Below are 17,718 nucleotides of genomic sequence, written 5' to 3'. Positions count from 1 at the left end.
TTGTACCTTTACCGCCATCAAATTCTGCCTATTTATCCGCGCTTTGCAACTCATTGATCAACTGAATGATAGTTTACGGAGCTTGTCCGGTTTCTGGCCGGAACTGGCGCTGGTTTTCGCCATTGTGCTTGTCGTCATTGCCGATCTGTTGCTTGCTCCCCGCCCCAAAGCGCAGTTAGCCGGTTTTTCGTCCGAATCAGGCGCAACCGTAGCCCATTCCTTTCCGAATTTCAAAAACCGCTCGATGCTGTACGCCCTTTCACTGACAGCGGTAATCGCATCGGGATGGCTGGTTGTTGGCCAATGGACTCAGGAAAAGGGCTTTCTTTTCAGTTCGGTATTATTGCTTGATAACCAGGCGGTTTTCTACAAACTGGTGGTTACCCTGGCGGCTTTTTTTGCGATTCTGCACGGCTGGGTGGTGGACCGCCCCCGGAACGAGCTGCCCCTCGACTGGCTTCCGATCCTGCTCGGGATGCTCCTCGGCCTGTATCTGATGACGATGTCGATCAATCTGCTGACGATTTATCTCAGTATTGAGCTGGTTTCCATCAGTTCGTATTTACTGACGGCGCTTTCGACCAGCCGCAAGGCATCGGAAGGCGGTTTGAAATACCTGCTTTTTGGAGCTGTCAGTTCGGCCATCATGTTATACGGCATGTCATTGCTCTACGGATTGACCGGAACACTCACGCTGTCGGAATCCATGGGACAACTGACTCAAAATGATTCATTTGTGGTGTACGTCGCCGGTTTTCTGACTTTGGCCGGAATTCTTTTCAAACTGTCGCTCGTGCCGTTTCACGTCTGGACGCCCGACACCTACGAAGCGGCTCCAACGCCCGTAGTCGCCTTTTTTTCAATAGCTCCCAAAGCCGCAGCATTGCTTATATTGATGCGAGTGCTAACCGCCCTTCCGGGTATTTTTCAGACACCAATAGCGGTTATTTCGCTAGCCAGTATTACGCTGGGCAACCTCTCGGCACTCTGGCAAACCGATGCGAAACGACTGCTGGCGTACTCGTCCATCGCCCACGCCGGTTTTCTGCTGGTGGGGGTTATGGCTTTCAACGAAACCGGTTTTGAAGCGGCTACGTTTTACATCACCACGTATGTGTTTATCAACATGGCGGCCTTTCTGCTGATTGATCTGCTGGCGCAGCAAAATAGCAGTTTAACTATACAGAATTTCAGTGGATTAGGCTATAGCCAACCACTCCTCAGCGCTGCCCTCACAGCGGTTATGATCGCCCTGACGGGACTACCCCCAACGGTGGGATTTACCGCTAAGCTCCTGGCGTTTTCGGCCCTGCTGGAAGCCTACCAGACCGACAATAATCCCTGGCTGCTGGCGCTGTTTGGTATCGGTTTACTGAATGCCGTTGTGTCCTTATTTTATTACCTCCGGATTCCTTTCCTGCTCTACTTCCGACCCGCTTCCGACGCCCATTTATCAGACACTCGATTTAGCCGCCCGCAACTCGTTTTAGCCACCGTGCTGACCGTACCGGTTTTGATTCTGTTTTTCAAACCGGAGTGGATTTTGCAGTGGATTGGCCGTTTGTAGTTGGGAGGTCGGGCAAGCGCAATCATACTCGAAAATTCCGGATTACTGTAGGGCAGTTTTTGTATTTTTGACCGCATTGCAGGCCTCTTCCTCCTGCTTCACTCCTTTCTCTCACGACCCATGAAAACTCAAATCGCCAAACTTTACGTATTGATTGGTTTTCTTTTTCTGTATAATGCGTCGACGGCCCAGATACCGGTCGATAGTTTACTGCCCGTTCGCGGTTTTTGCATCGGCGCTCCCCAAACCGATCGCGTAGATGAGTTTGTGACATTTATCGAGAAAGAACTGGCACCCCGGCACGTAAATACCCTGATTCTCAGAGTCGATTTCAATTACGAATTCAAAAGTCATCCCGAACTGCGCGACAGTATTTCGTTGTCCAGACGGGATGTCCGGAAGCTGGTGAAGGTCTGTCAGAAAAACAATATCCGGCTGATTCCACAAATCAATCTGCTTGGGCACCAGTCCTGGGCGCGCAAAACGCACAATCTGCTGCGGGTTTATCCCCAATTTGACGAAACTCCGCATGTTCAAATGCCGGTCAGTTACAAGTGGCCCAACGCAGATGGTTTGTATTGCAAGAGCTACTGTCCGTTGCATCCGGAGGTTCACAAAGTGGTGTTTGAACTGGTCGATGAGATTTGCGAAGTGTTTGAGGCCGATGCTTTTCACGCGGGCATGGACGAGGTGTTTTACATCGGCGACGATAAATGTCCGCGTTGTTCGGGGCGCGACAAAGCCGAGTTATTTGCGGGGGAAGTGAAAACGATCCGCGATCATCTGGAGCAGAACGGACGCACGTTGTGGATCTGGGGCGACCGGCTGCTGGACGGAAAAACCACCGGTTTGGGCATGTGGGAAGCCAGCATGAACAACACGCACCGCGCCGTAGATCTGATTCCGAAAGACGTTATGATCTGCGACTGGCATTACGAACGCCCCGACCAGACTCCGGTTTATTTTGCCATGAAGGGCCTGAAAGTAATGACCTGCCCGTGGCGAATGCCCAAAAATGCGGTCCTCCAGTTGGAGGACATGATCAAATTTCGGGCAACGTCGACCAAAGCCATGAAAGACCGGTTTCACGGAATGATTCAGACGGTCTGGTCGGATGCCGGCTCGTTTCTGGACGAATATTACGGCCGAAAAAAGTCGGATGATTCCGGAAATACCGCATCCAATTGTTTCAGGGCCCTGTACGACGAAATTGGAAAAACCGCTTCCCGCTAATTTGATCATAAAAAATCCCGCTCTGAGTCGTCAAAGCGGGATTTTCATTTAGTAAATGAATCGAACCTTTACGGTTTCAGCAGTTTGAGGGTGCGAACCTGCCCCGGAACACTCACGCGCAGAAATAACAAACCGGCGGGCTGGTTGCCCACTCGGAGCGTCTGGCGTTCGATGGCCCCGGCGTTCGGCACAAGGCGTTCGGTCACGATCCGGCCCTGCGCATCGTTGATCTGCAAACGCAGCGCTTGATTTTCCGCACCCTGAATTTCAACATCCACCTGCTCCGCAACCGGGTTACCCAATACATTCACTTTCAGACTATTACCTTCAGCAGTAGAAGCCGACAAACGCGTCGATGGCGACGGACAATTCAACGATTTCGGCGAATCTTTTAGCTGGTAAGTCGAGTTCAACACCCGTGCGCCGATGACCCGGGTCGTACCGGTTTTCAAACCCGCCGGAGTTGGAACGCTGAAAGCGTGGTAGCCATTTCCCTTGCCTGCGGTTTTTAAATCCTGGCGGTAATTGCTGGCTTCGACGACACCAATGCTGTTCCCGCCTTCAAAGAATTCAACGGTTATGGGTGCATTGGGCTGGTTTTTATCGTAAACCCAACCCGTGAAGACACTGCAGTTAACGGTTTGCAGGAAACCTTCAAAATTGCCGGTTACCGTACCTGAACTTGTGCCGGTTACGGTCAGCGTGACGCTAGTAGAGCTGGTGGAGGTTCCATCGCTGGCGGTGTAGTTCAACAGGAACGTTCCGGCAACGATTGGCGTACCGCTAATGACGCGGGATGTTGCGTCGAAAGTCAGGTTAGCGGGTAAGCCCGTCAAGCCATACGTCAATGGGTCAGAATCCGTAAAAGCTGGCAACGCACTCGATGTGTAAGCCACGTTAATGGTGGCCGACAGCGGAGCAACCGCAGGCGCAACCGGCGCCGGGTTAGTGGCTCCGCAAGTCAGCGGTTTTGGCGAATCCTTCAGTTGGTAAGTACTATTCAACACGCGGGCGGTAAGCACGTGGGTGATGCCATTTTTCAATTCTTCGGGCGTCGGAATGTTGTACGCATGAATACCGTTGCCCTTGTTGGCCGTCAGCAAATCCTGCCGGAATTTATCGGCATTGATGATGGTAATCAGGTTATCTCCTTCGTATAAACCAACCTGCAGGGGCGTATTAGGTTTATTTTTGTCCCAAACCCAGCCCGTCAGATTACTGCAGTTTACGGTTTGCATGAATCCCTCGAAGTTGCCCGTCACCACCGGAACCACCACCGTGGCCGTAGCTGTGAAGCTGCAACCTCCGCCCGCGGGCGTACAGGTAGCCGTATACGTAGTGGTAGCCGTTACAGCCGGTGTCGTGAATGACGCGCCGGACGCCCCGCCCGGATTCCAGGAAACCGTTCCACCATCACAGCCAACGGCGGTTATCGATGCGGTTACTCCGGCATTAACGGTCTGGCTGGCAGGAGTTGCGATGAAACGCGCGGCAATGACGGATTGTCCGGTGTTAGGGGAATTGGCGTAGGCCTGTGCCTGGGCGGTTGAAGTGAAAACATAGACCGACTTTGGCGTATTTCCGGGACTCAGATAAGCGGCATCGGCCGGGAATGTGTTTTGAGCCGCAACACCCGCGATGCTGTTGGGAGTTCCGGCTGCAAATGGCGTTTCAGATGGCCGATCCTGTTCGATATACAGGCAGTTGGTACAGGATGTTGCCTGAAACGTATTACAGGTTACGCTAAAACCGGTCCCGCGTATTCGCAAAGCAGCTCTTGGATTTGAGCCGCCGGTGGAACCGGAAAAGGTATTTCCTTTAATTGTAACATTATCAGCCTCGATATTCACGAGTAAATTACCCGCCGTTGCCGTTCCGGCAATACCCGTTATCTGGTTGTCCGTGAAGGTCAGATTGGTAATCCGTTTTCCGGCGTCTCCGCCATTGAAGAAAACCAGCGGGCGAGCTGCGTTGGGTACGGTGAACTGCTCCGGCGAACTGGCAATTACAGCGGGATCTTCTCCTTCAAAAGTTTTCCCGGAGAAAATGTTTCCGCTTACCGTAATCGTATTGATTGTACTTCCATAGTTTGTCAGGAGACCCAGATCGCCCTTGGCAACAATTTCATTGTTCGTAATCGAAGTAGTATTCAGTGTGCCGATTAAATTGAGCGCGGAATATTCAATGCCCGGAGGGCCTTTCTCTAAACCGATTATTGTAAATCCGGTCAGGGAAAATCCGGTGATGGCGGAGCTTGATCCATTCACTTCAACCGTCGCGTTGCCTGATCCGCCAGCCTGTCCAACGATGGTTGTGCTGGTCCGGCCTGCGCCGGTAATGGTAAGCGACTTGGTGACGGTCACATTTTCATTGTACGTACCCGCTGGTACGGCAATGGTTGCACCGGCTGATGCATTGTCGATGGCTTCCTGGATGGTTGAATAATTACCAGAGCCATTGACGGTAATCTGGGCAAAGAGCCCGGAGGTGGTTCCTAAAAAGAGAATTAGCAAAACTGACAGGAATTTCAGTCGGGCCGGGCAGAGTGGTTGACGTACAAAAATGTAATCAGAAGTAGATTTTTTCATGGGTAGGAACAAAATGTTGACTGAAAAAGACAAAAAGGAGAAGCCAAAATCAAGTTTTGACAAGCGCCTGTATGCCAGGTCCTGTTAAACCAAATCGCAGATACAAACCGTTGATAATCCAATGTCCAAATCCATTGGCAGATCAAAAAGAGCGAAACCGGGAAGCGTACTTACTGAAAGGGTGAAGACGGCGGTTTTTCCATTTCCTTTACTTTAACCCAAGGGAATACGGAAACCGAAGGAGAGAGTACATTTTTATCATAGTGGATAGAGTTAATGGTATTGCTAATAAGATGACTTATAGTTACTTATTGCATTCAATATTATACAAACACGTAGTACTATGCAAATAAAATCTTGTGAAAAAACAATTAAACCTCTTCTTTTAATTCAGTTAATTAAAACATAAATAGCTGTCTATGAGACAATTGATATTTTTACATACAAACTGTAATTCGCTCCAATTTCGTTTTCTTTTTTATTGTCGCCATTGCTACGCCAGCTTACTTTTATTGTAGCGATAAATCATTTTTATAAAAAGTATCGTTACTGGTACGTAATAGACTTTGCCCTTTTCGTAACTTTGCCTTAACTTCAACTGAACGAAAAGTAATCGTCGGAGGTTACCTTCATAACTACTAAAACACCAGGCATGAGCGACGCCATAAAGCACGAGTGCGGGATAGCCCTGATAAGGCTCCGCAAGCCGTATCAATATTACATCGATAAGTACGGCACTCATTTATACGGCATCAATAAGTTGTATCTGCTGATGGAAAAACAGGTAAACCGGGGCCAGGACGGAGCCGGAGTTGCCAACATCAAAATTGACGTGCCTCCGGGCCACCGCTACATCAGCCGCTACCGCTCGGTAGCCAGCCAGCCGGTCGCCGACATCTTCCAGAAAATCAATAAAAAATTCCGCAAAGCACTAAAGAACAACAAGGAAAAAGCCCGCGATGCCCGCTGGCTTCAGGAAAACCTTGCTTTTACGGGAGAAGTCTGGATGGGTCACCTGCGTTACGGTACGCACGGCGCAAACGAAATTGAAAACTGTCACCCGATGCTTCGTCAGAACAACTGGCGCAGCCGCAACCTCGTAATGGCTGGTAACTTCAACATGACCAATGTGGAAGAACTGTTCAACAAGCTGGTTTCGTTGGGGCAACACCCGAAAGATGAGGTGGATACGGTCACGGTTATGGAAAAAATCGGCCACTTTCTGGACGAGGAAAACCAGCGGGTGTTCGATCGCTTCAAGGGCATTTACGAAAATCCGGATCTTTCCGATATCATCGAGGACAACATGGACCTTCAACGGGTGCTGCACCGCTCCTGCCGCGATTTCGACGGCGGGTATTCGATGGTGGGCATGACCGGTTTTGGGGCTGCGTTTGTCGCCCGCGATCCGGCGGGTATCCGTCCGGCCTATTACTACGCCGACGACGAAGTGGTGGTGGTGGCTTCCGAAAAACCGGCAATCAAAACCGCGTTCAACGTTGAATACAATCAGATTCACGAAGTGAAGCCCGGTCACGCGCTCATCATTGATAAATACGGCGAATACGACGAATACGAATTTATCAAGCCGATTGAAAAACGCTCTTGTAGTTTCGAGCGGATTTATTTCTCCCGCGCTTCCGATCCCGATATTTATAACGAGCGGAAAACGCTCGGCAAGCTGCTGATTCCCCAGATTTTGCAGGAAATTGATTACGATCTGGAGAATACGGTTTTCTCGTACATCCCGAACACCGCCGAAACGTCGTTCTTCGGCCTGGTGGAAGGCATCGAGGAATACCTGGCCAAGCAGCGTAAGAAAGCCATCATGGACGGTATTCTGTTTGAACAGGACCTCGACCGGCTTCTGTCGTTCCGCCCGCGGATCGAGAAACTTGTTTCGAAAGATGTGAAACTGCGGACGTTCATTACCGACGATTCGCAACGGGACGAGATGGTCTCGCACGTGTACGACACCACTTTTGAAGTCATTCGGAAAGGCGTTGACAATGTGGTGGTTATCGATGATTCGATCGTTCGCGGCACCACGCTTGAGAAAAGCATTCTAAAGATGCTCGACCGGCTGGGTCCCAAGAAAATCATCATTGTTTCGTCGGCCCCCCAGATTCGCTTCCCCGACTGCTACGGAATCGACATGTCGAAAATGAAGGAATTTGTGGCCTTCCGGGCAACGCTGCAACTGCTGAAAGAAAGCGGTTTGGAGAACCGGGTCGACGAAATTTATGCGCAATGCGTCGCGGCCATCGAATCGGGCAATGCTTCAACGACCAACTACGTCACGGCGTTGTACGATCCCTTCACACACGACCAGATTTCGGACAAAGTAGCCGAGATCGTGACGCCGAAAGATCTGAAAGCCGAAGTAGCGGTTATTTTCCAAACGGTCGAAAACCTTCGCAAAGCCTGTCCCAACCACATCGGTGACTGGTACTTCACGGGTAATTACCCAACCCCCGGCGGCAATAAAGTTGTAAACAAAGCCTTCGTTAATTTTGTGGAAGGCAAAGGCGTGAGAGCCTATTGAAATAAATGATAAATGTAAAATGGCGAACGCCAAATGTAAAAGTGACCGCTGTCAATCCACTTTTACATTTGGCGTTCGCCATTTTACATTTATCATTTTATCCACTTCAAGTTATTTACATTTTTTCCAATTTCTTTTCCGACGCTCAAACCGGTTTCGTTATCCTGCCGCGTATGGATTCCGCCCAGGTAACGCGAATAGGCCGACTCCTCGGCAGCCGCCCAGAAGGTGGTAAAATTCCGGGCTTTAAAATCCGTATTTCGCTTTACATCCCGCACCCGACTGACGTGCGAATCGTCGGTGAATGAAAAGGTTTCACCGTATAGGTCGGCCAAAACCGTGGCCGCAGCCGCCGACTGCGTGGCGTGTCCGGACGAATAACCCGGGAAAGGCGGAGCTGGCCAGAACGGAATCCAGGCCGGATCAATGGTCCGACGGACAAAGGTGTAAGGTCGCTCATTATTATACGCGAATTTTAGTTTCCAGCAAATCGTAAATCCATCGGCCACGGCAATGCCGGTGCGGGCGAGCGTCTCCGCGGCTTTTCCGAGATCTGCTTTGGCGGTTTGAATGGTGATGCGCGCCAGGTTATACGAATGACCGGGGGGTGTAAACGTTTCACTCGGATCGTCGGCCCACCAGATGGAAATCTCCTTTTCCGTCTGCGTCAGGGATTTGTTTTTGGTATATACTTCAAGGTATTGAGCAAAATACTGGGATTTCACATCTGCCGAAACCGCCAGCGGTTTCGGTAAGGGCAATGTCGAATTTCCGACCACGAATAACCGGTTTTTACCCCAATACGGCTGCATCGGGATTTTCCGGCCATTCTCCGTTGTTTGCCAGGAACCGTTGAAAACCGGTACTTTAAAGTCGGCCGGGTAGTTTCGATTGTACCCCTCATGCCCCCCATCGGTTTTCGACCACTCAAAAATGGCGTCGGCTATCTGCTTCCCAAAAACCGCCGACCGATCCAGTACTTCTGCCGAAACCGTTTCTTTTTTAAATTCTGCCAGTGTCAGCTTTTCCAGGGAGTCAATTTTTGCCTTGTTCGCATCGCTGGTATTCGCGTAAAGTTGTCGCAGGATCTGCGCTTCGGCTGCATTTGCGGAAGCGGGCCAATAGTATTCGATTTTGGGATCAATTTTCGGCAGATCCGTCAATCCGTTCAGTTGCCCGGCCAGAGTTCGCTGCGATGGTAAACCCGGTACCACCGATTCGTACAACGCCAACCCGGCATACCCCAGCGACCGCGACGCCACCGGCGGTGAAAAACCGGTCGTGTTCCGGAGCAGATACAATTGCATACCCGACCAGCGAAGGGCCACGTCTGCACTGTATTGATCAGCGGTTTTCGATTGAGGAGTCACCGCATCGTCATCTGCCTTTTTTTGGCAGCTATTCAGTTCAATCAGGAAGAAAACACTGATAAATATCATTATTGCTTGTCGAAGCAAATTTAACAGTGTTAAATTTTTCTGTTTACCAGGTGTTGCTGTTTTCATAGAGAAGGAAAAAAGGCGGGCAAAGTACACAACCGTCGGTAACTCATTTAGCAAAAACGTTGCCAAAACCGGGTGGAGTTACGTACCTTTGATGCATGCGTATTCCGGAGGAAACCATCGACCGCATCCGCCAATCAGCGGATATTATCGACGTCGTCAGTGACTATGTCTCGCTCAAAAAGCGTGGTCAAAACTGGATTGCCTGCTGCCCATTCCATAACGAAAAGACGCCGTCGTTCAATGTTTCGCCCGCGCGTCAGATCTACAAATGTTTTGGCTGCGGCAAGGCGGGTGATCCCGTGCGGTTTGTGATGGACATCGAGAATATCGGTTATCCGGAAGCCCTGCGTCATTTAGCCAAGAAATACGGCATCGAGGTAGCGGAGGAGCAGCTAACGCCCGACGAACTGATCAAGCAGAATGAGCGCGAAAGTCTGTTCATTGTCCTGAATTTTGCCAAAGATTTTTACCATTCTCACTTATTGACGTCCGACGAAGGCCAGAGCATTGGTCTGAGTTATTTCCGCGAACGCGGTTTTCTGGATAACACCGTTCAATCCTTTGAATTGGGTTACAGTTCCGACCAGTGGGATGCCCTTCTGCAGGAAGCCAGCCGCCGGGGCTATCGCCCGGAGCTGCTGGAAAAAGCCGGTTTGATTCTATCAAAAGATGGTGGCAAGACCTACGACCGGTTTCGGGGCCGGGTGATTTTTCCCATTCATAATGTTTCGGGCCGGGTGATTGCCTTCGGCGCGCGGATTCTGAAAACGGATAAAAATCAACCCAAGTACATTAACTCGCCGGAGACCGAAGTTTACCACAAAAGCCAGGTTCTTTACGGTATTTTTCAGGCAAAGAACGCCATCCGGCAAGACGACGTCTGTTACCTGACGGAGGGCTATACGGATGTGCTGTCGCTGCACCAGGCCGGGATCAAAAATGTCGTTGCTTCGTCGGGAACCTCGCTGACGATCGAGCAAATACGTCTGATCAGCCGCTTCACGCAGAACGTCACCATTTTGTACGACGGCGATGCAGCCGGTATCAAAGCCGCCCTGCGCGGCCTGGATATGGTGCTGGAAGAGGGCCTGAATGTCAGCGTGGCAACCTTCCCCGACGGTGATGATCCCGACAGCTACGTCCGGAAAGTGGGCGCTGAAGCTTTTAAAAAATACCTGAGCCAGCACTCCAACGATTTTATTACGTTCAAAACCGACATGCTGCTGAAGGATGCGGGAGATAATCCGTTCAAACGGGCGGAAATTATTTCGGAGGTCATTCAAAGCATTTCGAAAATACCGGATCCGATCAAACGGCAGGTCTTCTTTCAAAAAACCGCCCGCCAGCTCCAGGTCGATGAGCAAACGCTGATTTCGGAAAGTAACCGGATGGTTCTCAATCAGCAGAAACAACAGCTCAAGCAACAACAGGACAAAACCGCTGCCTCAAACCGGTCGGCCAGCCTGGGCCCGCCCCCGATGCCGGAAGAGTTGACGGAGATTTTACATGATTTTTCGGTAGAAGAAGCGCCCGTCAACCGCCGGGTTGCCGATCCGCTAAAATCACAAAACCGCTCGCAGCTCTCCATCCAGGAAGAAGAATGCGTTCGCTTACTGGTTAATTACGGCGCGCACGAACTGGAACCCGATATTTCGGTCTGTCATTATATGCTGAGCGAACTGGGTTCGATGGAATTTGTGACCCCGGTTTTCAATGAAATGCTGCGGGAGATCCGGGAAGGCTTTCTGGCCAGTGAGATTCGAACGGCGGATTATTTTTTACAGCACAGAAATCCAGAGTACCAGCATCAGACGATTGGCCTCGTTACGGTTCGGCATCAGCTCAGCGAAAACTGGCAAAAACACGAGATTTACGTACCAACGGAAGTTGATAAACTAGCCGATGCGGCTTTTGCCAATATTCTGCGATTGAAGAAATTGGTTGCGGAGCAACGAATGCGGGAAATAAAGCAGCTGATTGGTCAGGCGACTGATCCAGCGGAAAGCGACCGACTCATGGTAGAATTCATGCACTACAAGAAAGTAGACATCGAAATCGGCCGGCTGTTGGGAACTGTGGTATCGTAAAAAAAGTGAATAATCAACGATGAAACCCTACCTTCATCATTGACTATTCACTTTATATATTGATTATCAGGCAGCCATGCTGTCTATTCTCGATATTTTCTTTACAAACCGACGCAGCGTATCCTGACTAACAGGCTTTGGCAGTTGGTGGTTGATTTGTTGCAGTGCCTGACGTGGTTCTTTGGGGAATGACATCATCGCCTGGATCACTTTTTCAACGTGTTGTTGATCGTCCGGATTCAGTTTCGGTTTCAAACCACGACCTGGTTTATCCTGCAAACCCTGAACACCGTCTTCCTGCCAACGATTCATCCAGTTGTAGATACTGCGACGATCTACAGCGAACATATCCATCAATTCGCTAACGGTTAAACCGTAGTAGCTATAGAGTACACACTGGCAACGTTTCTTTAAAACGTTACTTTGGCTCTCACGAATCGTTTGACGGAGTTGTTCGACTTCTTGTCCAGATAAATTTTTAACGTTCCGCATTGTTATTGATATTAGTAGTTCAGTCCTTGTTTTCGTTGAATTACAAGTGAAAACTACAGCATCAATTTCAAGTAAAAAAGTCATTTCGTACGGAATAACTACTTTTTCGCGTGAAATAACCAAATTTGCAGTATATAGCGGTTGATTCTCTCTGTCGCTTCCCACGCCTTTTTTGATTGCATCAACTACGTCGAAGGTTTGAAATGAACTGATTAGAATTTTGGTTATTTCACACAGAAAAGTATTGATTTCGATTCGCTTAACAAATCACATTGGATAATTAAATTGTAGTTTCGAACGCCAGGTTACTATCGCTTAAACATGAACAACAACAATTCAAAACCGGAACCGTCCGGCTCTTCGTTTTCCCTCCGACGAAAGGACTTTTCTATCTTGGTAGCCCAGGCCGAACTATTCAATTGTGAAGTTCTTTGCCAGTTACTCAAAGCACAAGGGTACAACGTAGTTGGGAAAGCGATTGAAATGGAAGATACGCTTCAGCAGATTCGGGTTAAACAACCACAATGTGTCATCCTGGAATCAGAGATTTCCGGTCGGCGAAGTGTTGATATTGTGCAACAGGCCCGCAGTGATAATCAGCGAACCAAATTTATTCTGTATACCAGCAAACCGGATCTGAAACTGGTCGCGAACGCGATGCAGCAGGGCTTCTACGGTTTTCTGTATGCCAACGACGGCCTGGATGAATTATACAAATGTTTTCAGACCATCAGCAATGGCGGTTATTATTATAGCCCCGGTTTTTTACTTTTGCTGAAAAATTACGGAATGAACGTCATGTCCGACGAAACGAAACAGCAACTGGGGCGTTTGACGGGCAGAGAGCTTGAAATACTTAAGTTGATTGCACAGGGAGCTACCGGGTACGAAATTGCGGATCAGCTACACATCAGTTACCGGACGCTCGCGAATCACAAAACCAACATTGCGCAAAAACTGGAATTGGGAAGTTGCCGGAATCTGGCCCGATACGGTATTTCCGTGAAAGAATACCTGTGAATAAATTTATGTACTTACGAAATCCAGAATACCCTCTGGTTCGTAAGCATGCATTAAATAATCTCGCTCTTGGGAGGAAGGTACTCCACTTCCTGAGCGGAGAAGCGTACAAGGCGGTTTTTAAAATCCTGAAGACGAGCCCGGGGCATATCCGTCTCGTCGTTATTGGGTGTTTGCATCCGAATGCTATATTTGCCGTTTTCCCAATAAGAGTAACTTGCAACAAAACTGAGATTGATAATACAATTACGTTTGGTCCGGAAAAACATCTCCGGGTTCAGTTCCGCTTCCAATTCGTTCATGGTTTTGGTGATCGCGAACCGGCCGGTCGGGTGTATGGCATAGTAATACCGATCTTCGGTTTCGAACCAGAAACAGTCCTGAACGGCAATGATGGTTTCGCCATACGTGCTTTTGACTTTCAGGTGCGTCAGGTAAGCACCGGGCTGGGGAGTTAACGACTGAAATGGATCTGGTGTTTCGCTCGTGCGTTTCTTTTGCTGTCGGCGCTGTTCCATGATGTCAATAATCAATGATCCATTGACCGCACCATACCCCATAATCAGGACCGGAATCAAATACGTAAAATAAAGTTTGATATTATAAGTGCCCTGGAGATAGTTCTCCAGATAAAGATCAAGGTTATAACTTGGGAATTCGACCAGTAAATAGCGGACGGTTTGCGTAACCGGATTAAAGAGAAAAAAAGCGATCAGCATTACGGGTAAAATTTTTACCTCATATTTGAACACTTTTTTAGGGGTTAGTTCAAGACGTTTGATCTGACAGGCTTCATGGTAAATATTAAGAAGCATGAGCACAATGATCAGGGTCGAGATTTCCGGCAGAATTCCTCCCCGAAATAGAATCCAGATGTAACTGAGAGGTCCACCGAGCTTCTTTACGATACTTACGTTCTTTTCGAAAGCGAACACCCAACTGAAAGCTTGAAATGTGAAGAACGCCAATAGCAAAATACTCAGACTCTTGAAAGGCCTTCTGATGTATTTCAGATTTAGCAATACTTCGGTCATTGCGGCTCTAATTCTTATTCTACTTCTTGCACTGTGCTAAATTACTAATCAAAAATAGTAATTAGTTACTAAAGCTGCATAATATTTTAGACAAAATCTTCCATTCTTTTCCCTCCTCTCGCCCGGTAATTTTGTCACAGTCAATCGGCAAAATAATCCCGGGCAAAAATGATCGATTGATGACTGAAAAATTAATCAACTCTAACAGCATCTATCGCCATGAAAAAGTCATTTGTTATCAATTCCGCTAAGCAATTATTGAACTCTGCTACTCTCAATTTGAATGTAATCGCTAAAAACGAAACCGGTAACAGCATCCGTTTGGCTGGCAAAGCTGATCAGGTTTGCTGTGAATGGATGCCTTCTTTCACCGGTTTGCAACCAAACGCACAGGATAAACTGGCACTTTCTTAATTCCTATTTCTATGAGCAACTTCGTGCATCAATATCAGAGAGAACTCGATCGTTGTCGTCAACAATTCGAATCTCTGGATCTTCGGAAAGAAAAAGGGTACCTCTTTAAATTTACGACGTTCTCGGCTAGTGTCCAGAACATTCTGCCTGAGATTCCGATAGAGAAGCACGAGGACCTTTTTCAGAAATTGCTACTGCAGCAGGTTTATACCACCTTCGACCAGCAATTTTTGACTGCTAACGACCTGATTCAAACAAAAGGACCTATTCGGAAGCTGATTAACAGCCAGCAACCCAATATTTATTGTACTTTTCATTTGGGCTCCTACCGCCTGCTGACCAGTTATCTTTATCGCAACGGCATTGATCTTGCATTACTGGTCAGCAGGGGTACCTATCAGGAACAGGGCAAAGACATCTGGTCAACAATCAGAGGTCTTCAGAAAAAACACAAACTAACCAATTCATTCCAGATTCTGGATGCAGAAGAGACATCATCGACTCTTCAGGTCATCCGTGAACTGCGGGCAGGAACTTCCCTGGTAATCTTTATCGACGGTGTGACCAGTACTACGGGCATCAACCGTCAGGAAGATAAAGAGGTCCAGGTGCGCTTCGGGGCCAAAAATGTGTGGGCCCGCAAAGGTGTTGGTTTCCTGTCTTACTTAACTAAAACCCCCATTGTACCGGTTATTAGTTATCGGGAAAGAAACTTGAATAACGTATTATCCTTTCTCGATCCTATTGTTCCGGAAGCTGGTTGTGACCGCGACACGTACTGTCAACTGAGCCTTCAACACCTGTATGATTCATTCTGGCAATATTTAACCAGATACCCTGAGCAGTGGGAAGGTTGGAATTACATTCACAAATTCCTTGATCAGCACGAACTGGAACAACAAGCAGACGCTTACCAAAAACCGCACCGGCAAAAACTCATCAACACGAAAAGGGTTGTATTCAATCAGGATCGGTATTCTATCTGTGATTTAGAAGATGCGCCAATCCTTTTTGACCGCCGACTGTACGTCACCTACGAAATTTCTGCTGACCTGCGTGATTTTCTGCTCCAGATTGGTACGATCGAAACGCCGGAAGAAATATTAGGTTCTGACATGTATCTCGATTTGCTTTCCAAGCAGATTATCGTCTGACAGCAAAACAATAACAGATTACCATTCCTTGTTTTCAATTCTTAAAGTCGGATCTCGAACATCTGTTCAGATCCGACTTTTTTATTGTACTATCTTAATAAATGAGTAGATAAAACTGTTGCTGGCACAAATTTTGTAACCATTCAATTGATTTGGTATCTAAACCACCTGTCTGTTAATTAGTCGGATTTTGTATATTTAAAACTTTAATTATAAAGTGGTTAAATAATAAAAATCCTATTTAACATTTATTTTACGCGTAAAACTCTTGCTTTATAACAATTTCAATTATATTTGAATTAAAATTTGTAATAGAGCCAATCTGAGAATAACCCACGTCTTTGACTGATAATTCTCACTAACGCTTGAAAGTAGAAGTACCGGTTTTGTTTGAGAGGCTTTATTCCCTCATCCATTTTAGTAACAGCCATCAGCTTCCCATCAGGAAGCTTTTGCATCTCTGTCAACCACACCCCATTTCAACGTTTGTTGAAATATCTTTACTTGTTTCCGTCTTTAGAGAGATACGGCAGGCACTTTGCAGTCAATTAGAAACTAACTGACTGTTGAAAGGTTTTGCTCCGCTACAATCGGCGTGTAATTCTCTGCTGCTACCGTTGGGAAGTTCAATTGCAAAAGGGTTAAAATTTTTGCCAGAGTCCCATCACGTTGCCAGCGACGAAAACGATCATAAATGGTTTTCCAGGAACCGTAGCGCTCTGGCAGGTCACGCCAGGGGGCACCGGAATTCAAAATCCAGAGAATACCATTAATAGATTGCCGATGAGAACGCCAAGGGCGGCCAGGACGATTGTTGGAGGGCATCATGTCCTTTAATTTCTCCCACTGTGAGTCGGTCAATTCATACTTACGCATGGCAATAGGAACAAGAGATAGAGTTTAAAACAGGTTGATTTAACTAAGTAATTGCAAAAAAAAATTCATACTTAGGATGACATCGGAGAGAAATCGGATAATTAATGGAATAGCGAAAAACCATTAAAAAGTCTGATAACTAAATCGATGTCGAAAAATGAGAAAATATTTTTGCATTTCCTAAAATCAATAGGCAAAAATTTAGGATACGGTAGCTATTTTCTCGTTTTGAGGGCAAAAAATATGCGAAATTATTTCTGCCGTTTCAGCGAATCCATTAAAGAGGCCATGACGCATCGGGGTATTTGGGAGTAGTGGAGACTTAATTCAGGTTCTTTCCTGTCGGACAAACCGTTAAATACAGTAAGTACTTAGTTTATTGATCGAAAAATTTAGCACATGAAGAATTGGAATTGGTTAGTACTCGGTTTGATGGTAATTGGCTTCTCGTCCTGCATCTCCCAAAAACAGATTACTTACTTTCAAACTACGTCTCCGGACAGTACCGGGGTCTCGGAAGAAATTGTCAATCGGTATACCCCCACTATTCAGACCAATGACATGTTGGGCATCAATGTCAATAGTCTGAATCCGGAAGCCAGCAGTTTTTTTAATCCGTATGCCGGTGTTGAGCGGATCGCTAATTTTCAGGCAATGAATGGGCAGGTTCCTGTCACAGCGGTTGTTGGCTACCTGGTCGATGCTGATGGGAATATTCAATTTCCAATGTTGGGTAAAGTAAAAGTGGCTGGCCTTACCTCGGCCCGTACCCAGGAGTTGTTTCAGGAGAAACTGAAAAATTACCTGAAAGAACCAACCGTGTCCGTCCGGTTTTTGAATTTTAAAGTATCCGTTCTGGGTGAAGTAGCCCGTCCGTCGATGTTTAGCGTTCCAAACGAACAAATGAATATCAACGAAGCGCTCAGTCTGGCGGGTGACATCACGATCTACGGGCGCCGGGACAATGTGTTGGTCATTCGGGAAACCAACGGCAAGCGGGAGTTTGGCCGGATCAACATGAACCAGCGGGATCTGTTCAAATCCCCATTCTATTATTTGCATCCGAACGACGTCGTATATGTAGAACCGGGCAAATCCCGTTTGGCCTACGCCGATCGCTTTTATACCATTTTACCATCGATTATTGGTGCACTGTCTCTTATAGCAGTCATTATCCGTCGATAAAAAGCATTACCCCGGCAA

The 17,718-nt window shown here is 47.6% G+C and carries 13 protein-coding genes; 8 read left to right on the top strand and 5 right to left on the bottom strand.

Going from position 1 to position 17,718, the window contains the following annotated elements:
• Window positions 1-43: 43 nt before the first annotated feature.
• On the top strand, window positions 44-1,567 hold the full coding sequence (locus GJJ30_RS06155; RefSeq protein WP_154174254.1) for an NADH-quinone oxidoreductase subunit N: 1,524 nt from the start codon (window positions 44-46) through the stop codon (window positions 1,565-1,567).
• A 120-nt stretch (window positions 1,568-1,687) separates the two neighbouring features.
• Window positions 1,688-2,800, top strand: coding sequence for a family 20 glycosylhydrolase (locus GJJ30_RS06150; protein WP_154174252.1), 1,113 nt, complete (start codon window positions 1,688-1,690; stop codon window positions 2,798-2,800).
• Between the two features lie 68 nt (window positions 2,801-2,868).
• Here GJJ30_RS06150 and GJJ30_RS06145 read toward each other — a convergent pair whose 3' ends face one another.
• A complete protein-coding gene (locus GJJ30_RS06145; protein WP_154174249.1) occupies window positions 2,869-5,388 on the bottom strand; it encodes a putative Ig domain-containing protein in 2,520 nt (839 codons plus the stop codon).
• Between the two features lie 652 nt (window positions 5,389-6,040).
• On the opposite strand from GJJ30_RS06145, the gene GJJ30_RS06140 reads away from it, so the two are divergent.
• Window positions 6,041-7,933, top strand: coding sequence for an amidophosphoribosyltransferase (locus tag GJJ30_RS06140; RefSeq protein WP_154174247.1), 1,893 nt, complete (start codon window positions 6,041-6,043; stop codon window positions 7,931-7,933).
• A gap of 92 nt (window positions 7,934-8,025) precedes the next feature.
• On the opposite strand, the gene GJJ30_RS06135 is transcribed toward GJJ30_RS06140, so the two are convergent.
• Window positions 8,026-9,372, bottom strand: coding sequence for a vanadium-dependent haloperoxidase (locus GJJ30_RS06135; RefSeq protein WP_154174245.1), 1,347 nt, complete (start codon window positions 9,370-9,372; stop codon window positions 8,026-8,028).
• A 161-nt stretch (window positions 9,373-9,533) separates the two neighbouring features.
• On the opposite strand from GJJ30_RS06135, the gene dnaG reads away from it, so the two are divergent.
• Window positions 9,534-11,525, top strand: a complete 1,992-nt coding sequence (dnaG, locus tag GJJ30_RS06130; protein ID WP_154174243.1) for a DNA primase — start codon at window positions 9,534-9,536, stop codon at window positions 11,523-11,525.
• 66 nt (window positions 11,526-11,591) lie between these two features.
• Here dnaG and GJJ30_RS06125 read toward each other — a convergent pair whose 3' ends face one another.
• Window positions 11,592-12,017 (bottom strand): helix-turn-helix domain-containing protein, encoded by a 426-nt coding sequence (locus GJJ30_RS06125; protein WP_170299139.1) that lies wholly within the window; start codon window positions 12,015-12,017, stop codon window positions 11,592-11,594.
• A gap of 321 nt (window positions 12,018-12,338) precedes the next feature.
• On the opposite strand from GJJ30_RS06125, the gene GJJ30_RS06120 reads away from it, so the two are divergent.
• Complete coding sequence (locus GJJ30_RS06120) at window positions 12,339-13,037, top strand: helix-turn-helix transcriptional regulator (RefSeq protein WP_154174240.1); 699 nt, start codon at window positions 12,339-12,341, stop codon at window positions 13,035-13,037.
• Window positions 13,038-13,090: 53 nt separating this feature from the next.
• Here GJJ30_RS06120 and GJJ30_RS06115 read toward each other — a convergent pair whose 3' ends face one another.
• Window positions 13,091-14,071, bottom strand: coding sequence for a LytTR family DNA-binding domain-containing protein (locus GJJ30_RS06115; RefSeq protein WP_154174238.1), 981 nt, complete (start codon window positions 14,069-14,071; stop codon window positions 13,091-13,093).
• 219 nt (window positions 14,072-14,290) lie between these two features.
• Here GJJ30_RS06115 and GJJ30_RS06110 point away from each other — a divergent pair, with 219 nt between their 5' ends.
• Both GJJ30_RS06110 and GJJ30_RS06105 read left to right on the top strand, forming a co-directional pair.
• The gene (locus GJJ30_RS06110) at window positions 14,291-14,485 is read left to right on the top strand and encodes a hypothetical protein (RefSeq protein ID WP_154174236.1); all 195 of its coding nucleotides are present in this window, start codon (window positions 14,291-14,293) and stop codon (window positions 14,483-14,485) included.
• Window positions 14,486-14,496: 11 nt separating this feature from the next.
• On the top strand, window positions 14,497-15,639 hold the full coding sequence (locus GJJ30_RS06105; protein WP_154174233.1) for a lysophospholipid acyltransferase family protein: 1,143 nt from the start codon (window positions 14,497-14,499) through the stop codon (window positions 15,637-15,639).
• A gap of 555 nt (window positions 15,640-16,194) precedes the next feature.
• Here GJJ30_RS06105 and GJJ30_RS06100 read toward each other — a convergent pair.
• A complete protein-coding gene (locus GJJ30_RS06100) occupies window positions 16,195-16,515 on the bottom strand; it encodes a transposase (RefSeq protein ID WP_154174231.1) in 321 nt (106 codons plus the stop codon).
• A gap of 399 nt (window positions 16,516-16,914) precedes the next feature.
• Here GJJ30_RS06100 and GJJ30_RS06095 point away from each other — a divergent pair, with 399 nt between their 5' ends.
• Entirely contained in the window at window positions 16,915-17,700 is a 786-nt protein-coding gene (locus tag GJJ30_RS06095; RefSeq protein WP_154174229.1) for a polysaccharide biosynthesis/export family protein, read from the top strand.
• Window positions 17,701-17,718: the final 18 nt, after the last annotated feature.

It is taken from the genome of Larkinella terrae (assembly GCF_009668025.1).
Lineage (GTDB): Bacteria > Bacteroidota > Bacteroidia > Cytophagales > Spirosomataceae > Larkinella > Larkinella terrae.
The sequence above is the reverse complement of the archived record's forward strand: the minus strand, read 5'-3'. Positions and strand labels throughout refer to the sequence as shown.

Bases quoted from the DNA above. Each gene is read 5' to 3' on its own strand.
- GJJ30_RS06150 (WP_154174252.1), top strand. From the start codon at position 1,688: ATGAAAACTCAAATCGCCAAACTTTACGTATTGATTGGTTTTCTTTTT.
- GJJ30_RS06145 (WP_154174249.1), bottom strand. From the start codon at position 5,388: ATGAAAAAATCTACTTCTGATTACATTTTTGTACGTCAACCACTCTGC.
- GJJ30_RS06140 (WP_154174247.1), top strand. From the start codon at position 6,041: ATGAGCGACGCCATAAAGCACGAGTGCGGGATAGCCCTGATAAGGCTC.
- GJJ30_RS06135 (WP_154174245.1), bottom strand. From the start codon at position 9,372: ATGATATTTATCAGTGTTTTCTTCCTGATTGAACTGAATAGCTGCCAA.
- dnaG (WP_154174243.1), top strand. From the start codon at position 9,534: ATGCGTATTCCGGAGGAAACCATCGACCGCATCCGCCAATCAGCGGAT.
- GJJ30_RS06125 (WP_170299139.1), bottom strand. From the start codon at position 12,017: ATGCGGAACGTTAAAAATTTATCTGGACAAGAAGTCGAACAACTCCGT.
- GJJ30_RS06120 (WP_154174240.1), top strand. From the start codon at position 12,339: ATGAACAACAACAATTCAAAACCGGAACCGTCCGGCTCTTCGTTTTCC.
- GJJ30_RS06115 (WP_154174238.1), bottom strand. From the start codon at position 14,071: ATGACCGAAGTATTGCTAAATCTGAAATACATCAGAAGGCCTTTCAAG.
- GJJ30_RS06110 (WP_154174236.1), top strand. From the start codon at position 14,291: ATGAAAAAGTCATTTGTTATCAATTCCGCTAAGCAATTATTGAACTCT.
- GJJ30_RS06105 (WP_154174233.1), top strand. From the start codon at position 14,497: ATGAGCAACTTCGTGCATCAATATCAGAGAGAACTCGATCGTTGTCGT.
- GJJ30_RS06100 (WP_154174231.1), bottom strand. From the start codon at position 16,515: ATGCGTAAGTATGAATTGACCGACTCACAGTGGGAGAAATTAAAGGAC.
- GJJ30_RS06095 (WP_154174229.1), top strand. From the start codon at position 16,915: ATGAAGAATTGGAATTGGTTAGTACTCGGTTTGATGGTAATTGGCTTC.